Origin of the sequence: Flavobacterium sp. PL02 (assembly GCF_035013205.1) — a bacterium.
Lineage (GTDB): Bacteria > Bacteroidota > Bacteroidia > Flavobacteriales > Flavobacteriaceae > Flavobacterium.
In genome coordinates this window covers 206,795-214,946 of record NZ_JAYGJP010000007.1, presented here as the reverse complement: position 1 = coordinate 214,946, position 8,152 = coordinate 206,795, and the positions used below count along the sequence as shown (strand labels likewise).

The 8,152-nt window shown below is 31.6% G+C and carries 6 protein-coding genes; 4 read left to right on the top strand and 2 right to left on the bottom strand.

What is annotated here, in order from left to right:
- The coding region (locus SHI72_RS18470) for a hypothetical protein (RefSeq protein WP_323490980.1) at positions 1–188 on the top strand (188 nt) is incomplete at its 5' end.
- 1,006 nt (positions 189–1,194) lie between these two features.
- Here SHI72_RS18470 and SHI72_RS18465 read toward each other — a convergent pair.
- Both SHI72_RS18465 and SHI72_RS18460 read right to left on the bottom strand, forming a co-directional pair.
- Positions 1,195–1,464 (bottom strand): hypothetical protein, encoded by a 270-nt coding sequence (locus tag SHI72_RS18465; RefSeq protein ID WP_323490979.1) that lies wholly within the window; start codon positions 1,462–1,464, stop codon positions 1,195–1,197.
- Between the two features lie 365 nt (positions 1,465–1,829).
- Positions 1,830–2,288, bottom strand: coding sequence for an RNA methyltransferase (locus tag SHI72_RS18460; protein ID WP_323490982.1), 459 nt, complete (start codon positions 2,286–2,288; stop codon positions 1,830–1,832).
- A 367-nt stretch (positions 2,289–2,655) separates the two neighbouring features.
- On the opposite strand from SHI72_RS18460, the gene hsdR reads away from it, so the two are divergent.
- The 3 genes from hsdR to SHI72_RS18445 are packed head-to-tail and all read left to right on the top strand — an operon-like array spanning position 2,656 to position 8,152.
- The gene (gene hsdR / locus SHI72_RS18455) at positions 2,656–5,016 is read left to right on the top strand and encodes an EcoAI/FtnUII family type I restriction enzme subunit R (protein ID WP_323490978.1); all 2,361 of its coding nucleotides are present in this window, start codon (positions 2,656–2,658) and stop codon (positions 5,014–5,016) included.
- A gap of 13 nt (positions 5,017–5,029) precedes the next feature.
- Positions 5,030–6,475 carry a class I SAM-dependent DNA methyltransferase gene (locus SHI72_RS18450; protein WP_323490977.1) on the top strand — a complete coding sequence of 482 codons (1,446 nt, stop codon included), beginning with the start codon at positions 5,030–5,032 and terminating at the stop codon, positions 6,473–6,475.
- Between the two features lie 6 nt (positions 6,476–6,481).
- Positions 6,482–8,152 carry a restriction endonuclease subunit S gene (locus SHI72_RS18445; RefSeq protein ID WP_323490976.1) on the top strand — a complete coding sequence of 557 codons (1,671 nt, stop codon included), beginning with the start codon at positions 6,482–6,484 and terminating at the stop codon, positions 8,150–8,152.

Sequence of the window (8,152 nt, the reverse complement as noted above, 5' to 3'; positions counted from 1 at the left end):
ATCGCTTGTTTCTCAAAGCGGGTGCAAAAGTAGAAAAGTCTTTTCTAACTGGCAAGAAATTTGTGAAGTTTTTTTTTGGAAAATTTTCGTTTCCGTTTTCTTCTTTCTTATCAATCTTTCAAGTAACTTTGCTTGTTTTGCGGGGTGCAAATGTAACATCCGTTTTCCATTCTCACAAGCTTTTCTAAATCTTTTTTTTTTAGAATTTTATTTCTAATTTGATTTGTCTTGCTTGCCAGTATTTAAAGGAACGTTTGTCGTTGTTGCGGGTGCAAAACTACCACCTTTATTCAGTTAAACAATACTTTTTATGGAGTATTTTTTGTTTATTTTTTAACAGTCTGATAACAGTGTGTTTACAGGTGTTCTTTTTTCTTTCTCTTTGTCTTTTTTGGGCTTTTTACTTGTTTTTGCTGGGTTTTCCTTGTTTTTTGCTGGGTTTCTCGCAAAGTCGCCAAGGCGCAAAGTTTGTTATATTGTCGTTTATTCTGAAGTTCTATTGGATTTTGTCGCCCCTAGCCCTGATAGTAGCGAAAATCCTTGGCCTTTTTCCTTTAAAAAGGACAAGATTGTAGCGCATAGCAGGAAATAGCTCCTGAAAAAACTTCTCCTATATAGTATAGTAGAATATGACTCCTATATATAAAGGAAAAGAGCTCTCCTTATATATAGGTACATAAAATGAAGAAGCCTTCTCCAAATAATAGAATTGGGCTTTTGTCTATGATTTTTAGACTGCTAATTTAAATCTTCAATTTTTTCTGAAATATGTTTCAATCTATTATGGATCCTGCCATATCCCCATCAATAACAAGATTTAAAAGAAAAATAGGTTACGCCATCCACAGCCAAATGATCCTAATTTTTGATAAATATCTCCATCAGAAATTCTAACCTAATTTTTATAATAACTTCTTCAAACTTTCATAAACTCCCAGCTCAACATCAGCATGTTCTTTTGTGCTACATTCCTCTATTAAATTCTTTAAATCATCAGCTTTTAAAGTTGATTTATTATCCAGAACAAGTAATAATTCTTGTGATGCATTATTTATTTTTTTTGGCCAAAGGTAAAATTGGCTGAATTAACGAAGCATTTGCGCTCAATACATTTAATTCTTTATTGACATTAATCCATTTATTAAAAAAAGCTGTGACTTTTGCTTTATTTTCAGAGATTTTATTGACTAAATATTAGCTAACGGCATCATCAAATAATAATGAGTCTTTTGAATCAGAAACACAAGCATCTGCAAAAAGTGCAAAAGTGGAATGCATTTTATATTCAGTTCCATCTTCGTTACGAGTGTACTCTTTTACAGGCTCACAAACAATCGAAAATTCTTCTATTGATTTTATACTTTGATTATTTGCAATATTTCTTGGGATGACATCTTTGTTACGAATGTGTGTTAACCCTAATTCTTCTAATCTAAAAGAAACCATTTCAAGGCGTTTACGCATACTGGCAAGATCAGTAATATCTTCTGCCGACCAAAGTCGTTCAGCAATTGCAGCTGTTCTTGGCCAAACTCAGGAATCTATAGTTGTTGCAATTGTAAGCTCAGTCCACATTGTAGCTTCACCACCCAATATTCTTGCTTTTTCTTCGTAGTCAGGTTAGCATCTTTTGGCACAGAAATCTCAGATGTTTGCGGATATACTGATATCAAAAACCTTTCAAGATATTTTAGTAGATATGAAGGCGTTAATCCTTTAGAATTTAGAAAATTAAAACATTCCAAATACTAAAATTTTGATATTATTTATTAATGGATATTTTCGTAGTTATCGTGCATCGAAGATAAAGTGATGAATAAAATTATGCTTTAAGAACGTGGTTTAGGCAAGTTTCTGTCGTACATAATAATAGTCCCTGCCACAGCCACGTTTAAACTTTTCTCTGATTTAAATTTGACTAAATGATGGCATTTATCCATTACTTTATGAGATAAGCCATGATCTTCTGCTCCCAATAAATAAACACAACGTCTTGGATGTTCGAAAGTCTCTAAATCGGAAGCTTTTTCATCTAATTCAACTCCAACCAATCGTGCTCCTTTAGGTAAGTTTTCAAAAAAAGCTTCAAAAGTATCATAATGAAAATATGGAATTGCTTTTACCGCATCATGGGTATCACAGGCTTGCTTGGCATATCGATTACCAATAGTAAATATAAAAGTAGCGCCTAAGTTTTGCGCTGATCGCCACAAAACACCTAAATTTTCAGGCGTTTTACCATTTTGTATTCCTATCCCAAAATACTCATTTATAAAGTTATCATTCATAAAGGCAAAAGTACAAACTGTAAGTACATAAGTCAATTTTTTATTGGGATGAAGGGATGAGTCTGTATTGCTATGCTTTATAGTCATTTCTACGAAAGTTCCGCTCCATTCCACGTTTTGCAGCTGAAGATTATAAGCCTTTTAAAACCTAATAATCAATTTCTATTTTCATCTTTTGTATTGAGAAAATTTAATTCTGAAGATGAAGACGAATATTTGACCGATTTCAGGTATAATGAAATTAAAAATGTAGTAAAACAAATCAAAAAAAAGATATTACTTTATTATTTACGGTTTTTCTCATTCAAAAAAATCTTTTTTTCAATATCTTAGCAGATTAAATCATTTTCTTCTCAAGATAAATTGAATGAGTAAAAAAAAACTTACTGAAAGAGATATTTGTTCTAAGTATATCACTCCAGCACTATTAAGTTCTGGGTGGGATTTACATAGTCAGATTAGAGAAGAATTTCCTCTTACAAATGGACGAGTAATTGTTCGAGGTCAATTACATACTCGAGGAAAAAACAAACGTGCTGATTATGTTTTGTTTTATAAACCAGGTATCCCAATTGCAATTATAGAGGCAAAAGACAATACTCACACCTTAGGCGATGGAATGCAGCAAGGACTCCGCTATGCAGAAATGCTAAATGTTCCTTTTATTTTTAGTTCTAACGGTGATGGATTTTTATTTCACAACAACATTGCTCCTGATAGTAAAGTTGAATATGAAATTCCTTTAGATGAATTTCCTACTCCTGAAAATTTATGGAGAATGTGGTGTAATTATAAGAATCTTTCTCCCTCCCAAGAATTAATAATTACACAAGATTATTATAGTGATGGAACCAAAAAAACACCACGCTATTATCAGTTACTTGCCATTAATAAAACCATAGAAGCAATTGTAAATGGCGATAATCGAATATTATTAGTTATGGCAACTGGTACAGGTAAGACATTCACTGCGTTTCAAATTATTTGGAGATTATGGAAATCTAAAACAAAAAAAAGAATTCTATTTCTTGCCGATAGAAACATTTTAGTTGACCAAACAAGAACGAATGATTTTAAACCATTTGGCTCTGCGATGACTAAAATTTCCAAAAGACAAGCCAATAAATCTTATGAGATATACCTCTCATTATATCAAGCTGTAACTGGTACGGAAGAAGAACAAAATATTTATAAACAATTTTCACCTGAGTTTTTCGATCTAATTGTTATTGATGAATGCCATAGAGGCAGTGCAGCAGCTGACTCAAATTGGCGAAAAATTCTAGAGTATTTTTCTTCTGCTTCTCAAATTGGCCTAACTGCCACGCCCAAAGAAACAAAGGAAATATCTAATACGGATTATTTTGGAGATCCTATTTACACTTATTCACTTCGACAAGGAATTGAAGATGGCTTTCTAGCACCCTATAAAGTTGTGCGTATTGACATCGATAAAGATGTTACAGGATGGCGTCCCGACAAAGGAATGACTGATAAACATGGTAATGAAATTGAAGACCGAATCTACAACCAAAAAGATTTTGATAAAACTCTAGTTTTAGATAAAAGGACAGAACTAATTGCTAAGAAAATCTCTGACTATTTAAAACAAACTAATCGATTTGATAAAACAATTGTCTTTTGCGACAATATAGATCATGCAGAACGGATGAGACAAGCACTTGTTAATGAAAACAAGGATTTGACGACAGAAAATTCTAGGTATGTAGTCCGAATTACTGGTGATAATGAAGAGGGAAAAATGGAATTAGATAATTTTATTTTTCCAGAATCAAAGTTTCCAGTTATTGCAACAACTTCAAAGCTAATGTCTACTGGAGTTGATGCACAAACCTGTAAACTTATCGTATTGGATCAACGCATTCAATCCATGACCGAATTTAAGCAAATTATTGGTCGTGGTACAAGAATAAATGAAGATTACAATAAACTTTTCTTCACGATTATGGATTTCAAAAAAGCTACAGAGCTTTTTGCAGATCCCGAATTTGATGGTGATCCAGTAATTATTTATAATCCAAGACCAGGAGAATCTCCTGTCCCACCTGATGATTCACCAAACGAAGATATTTATAAGCCATTTGATAGCCCAGCAAATGATGAAGGTTGGGATTATGAAGGACAAGATGATAGTGATACTCATAAAGTCAAGAAGTATTTTGTGGCAAATGTTTCAGTTTCAGTTGCTGCGGAAAGAGTACAGTACTTTGATGCAGACGGTAAACTAATTACTGAGTCTTTGAAAGATTATACAAAAAAAACTTTATATAAAGAATTTTCTTCACTTGATGACTTTATAAAAAAATGGTCTGATTCTGAGAAAAAAAACTTAATTATTACTGAACTAGCAAACGAAGGAGTCTTTTTTGAAGCATTAGCAGAAGAAATAGGAAAAAATCTTGATCCTTTTGATATTATTTGTCATGTAGCATGGGATAAACCTATATTATCTAGAAAAGAAAGAGCAGAAAATGTAAAAAAAAGAAATTATTTTACAAAATATGGCGATCAAGCGCAAAAAGTTATAAATGCGTTAATTGATAAATATGCCGATGAAGGGGTTGAGCATATTGAAGAAACGAAAATTCTAACAATACAACCATTCACAGATTATGGAACGCCTTTAGAAATTATCGAGAATTTTGGTGGAATTATGCAATATCGATTAGCATTAAAAGAAATAGAAAACCAAATATACACAGCATAAATAAAATAAAAAAATGTCATTAAGTACCTTAATAAAAACGATTCAAGATATAATGCGTAAAGACGTTGGTGTCGATGGAGATGCCCAACGTATTAGCCAAATGGTTTGGCTGCTATTTCTAAAAATCTTTGATGATAAAGAAAAAGAATGGGAAATAACTATTGACAATTACAAATCACCACTACAAAGTCGTTTTAAATGGTCAAATTGGGCAGCTAATGATGAAGGAATGACAGGAGAAGAATTAATTGATTTTATCAACAATGATCTATTTCCTTCCCTGAAAAAACTTTCAACTACTGAAGGAGTTTCCTCACATGGCAAAATTGTGGGAAGTGTTTTTGAAGATGCATATAACTACATGAAATCGGGAACTCTTCTACGTCAAGTAATCAATACTATTCAAGGGGATGTTGATTTTAATTCATCAAGTGACAGACATGTATTTAATGATATTTACGAAAAGATATTACAAGATTTACAATCGGCAGGTAATGCAGGTGAATACTATACACCTCGTGCAGTAACGCAATTCATGGTTGATATTTTAAACCCACAATTAGGAGAAAGAGTATTTGACCCAGCTTGTGGAACAGGTGGTTTTTTGGTAAATGTTATTGAACACAAGAAAAAATCATTTAAAACTAATAAGGATATTGCCAAACTGCAAGATAACATTCACGGCATAGAGAAAAAACCCTTGCCTCACATGCTTGCAATGACTAATATGATGTTACACGGGATTGATGTTCCAAGCAATATAAGACATGATAATACTTTAAGTAAACCGCTTAAAGATTACGGACCAAAAGACCGTATGGATGTTATTATTACCAATCCACCATTTGGAGGTGTTGAGGAAGATGGTATTGAAAAAAACTTTCCCAAAAAATACCAAACCAGAGAAACTGCCGATTTATTTATGGCATTAATCATGCATTTACTAAAACCTGATACTGGAAGAGCTGGTGTGGTTTTACCTGATGGATTTTTATTTGGTGAAGGCGTAAAAACCAATTTAAAAAGAGAACTTTTAAAAGAATTCAATCTTCATACTATTGTACGTTTACCTAAAGGAGTGTTTAGTCCTTACACAGGTATTAATACCAATATTTTATTTTTTGATAAAGGAGAACCAACCAAACACGTTTGGTATTATGAACATCCTTACCCAGAAGGCTACAAATCCTATTCAAGAAGTAAGCCATTACGAATTGAAGAGTTTGATTTAGAAAAAAAATGGTGGAACAACCGCAAGCAAAATGAGCATGCTTGGAAGGTTTCTGTAAAAGAAATTGAGGATAAAAATTACAATTTAGATTTCAAAAATCCCCATAGTATTGATATTATTCATACCGACCCAAAAATATTAATGCAAGACTACGAGCAAATAAGCAAAGAACTTATTGCTACTAGAGATTTATTGAAAAAAGAATTAATGCAAGCATTAGGAAATTAGCAGAAGATGGAATTATTAGAAAAACATTTTGAAATCGCGTTAGAAACTCCTGATGGCATTACCCGATTGCGCGAACTAATATTGAAATTAGCGATGCAAGGAAAATTAGTTGAACAAAATTTAAAAGAACAATCAGCCCATGAACTTATAGAAGAGATAAAAAAAGAAAGGCAAAAATTGATTATACTTGGAAAAATACGTAAACAAAAAGAGTTAGAATTAATTAAAAATGATGAAACCTTATTTAAATTGCCTTCTAATTGGAAATGGGTTAAACTAAATGAGTTTGGTATCTGGAAATCTGGTTCAACACCAAATAGGTCGAATAGTTCTTTTTATAATGGTAATATTCCTTGGGTAAAATCAGGTGAAGTAAAACAAGGGTTAATTAAAGAAACTTCAGAAAAAATATCTGAAATAGCATTAGAAAAATGTTCAGTTGATTTAAATCCTAAAGGCTCTGTTTTAGTTGCTATGTATGGTGCAAATATTGGTGAAGTTGGTATCCTTGATATTGAAGCAACTACAAATCAAGCGGTGTGTGCTTGTAATACATTTTCATTAATTAATAATAAATATCTATTCAACCTAATATCATCTTTAAAACAAAATTTCATTAGTCAAGGTGCTGGGGCTGCTCAACCAAACATTTCAAGAGAGAAGATTATTAATACCATTGTTCCATTACCTCCATTTGAAGAGCAAAAAAGAATAGTTGAAAAAATAGACCAACTAATGCTTTTATGTGATAAATTGGAAGCAGAACGAAAGCGTAAAAACAAATTACAACTTCAAATCAATTCGGCAGCTATTAATAATCTTATCAAAGCAAATGATGAAATTTCATTTAATGATGCTTGGAGTTTTATTGTCAATCAATTTGATACTTTATATACCGTCAAACAAAATGTAACGGTTTTAAAAGATGTAATTCTAAATCTTGCAATCAAAGGAAAATTAGTTGGCCAAAATGACAATGACGAATCGATTGAAAATTATTTAAAGAAAATTGTTGAAGAAAAGAATGAACTTTTGAAAAAAGGGATGATGAAAAAGCAAGCCTCTTTTCCAATTAAAGATAATGATTTCCCATTTTCGATTCCACATAGATGGAATTGGATTCGCTTAGGAGAAATAGTCTCTCTACTAGGTGATGGTATTCATGGAACACCTGAATATGATATTAATGGAGAATATTATTTTATTAATGGAAATAACTTGACAGATGGTAAAATAGAAATAAAAGAAAATACTAAAACGGTATCAAATGAACAATTCATTAAACATAAACGTAATCTAAATGATAAAACAGTTTTTGTTTCAATTAATGGAACAATTGGAAATGTAGCATTCTATAATAATGAAAAGATAATTTTAGGTAAAAGTGCTTGCTATTTTAATTTAGTAAATGTCAACAAAAATTACATTAAAATTATAATTAATTCTTCTTATTTTCTAAACTATGCTTTTTCTTCTGCTACAGGAACTACTATCAAAAATGTTTCATTAAAAACAATGAGAGAATTGCCAATTCCACTTCCTTCTCTCAAAGAGCAAGAAAGAATTGTTGAACGAGTGAATCAACTTTTTAAACTTTGCAATCAACTTGAAAAAAAAATAGAACAATCTTCAAAAAAACAATCACAACTCTTAAATGCAGTTTTAGCACAAGTATAG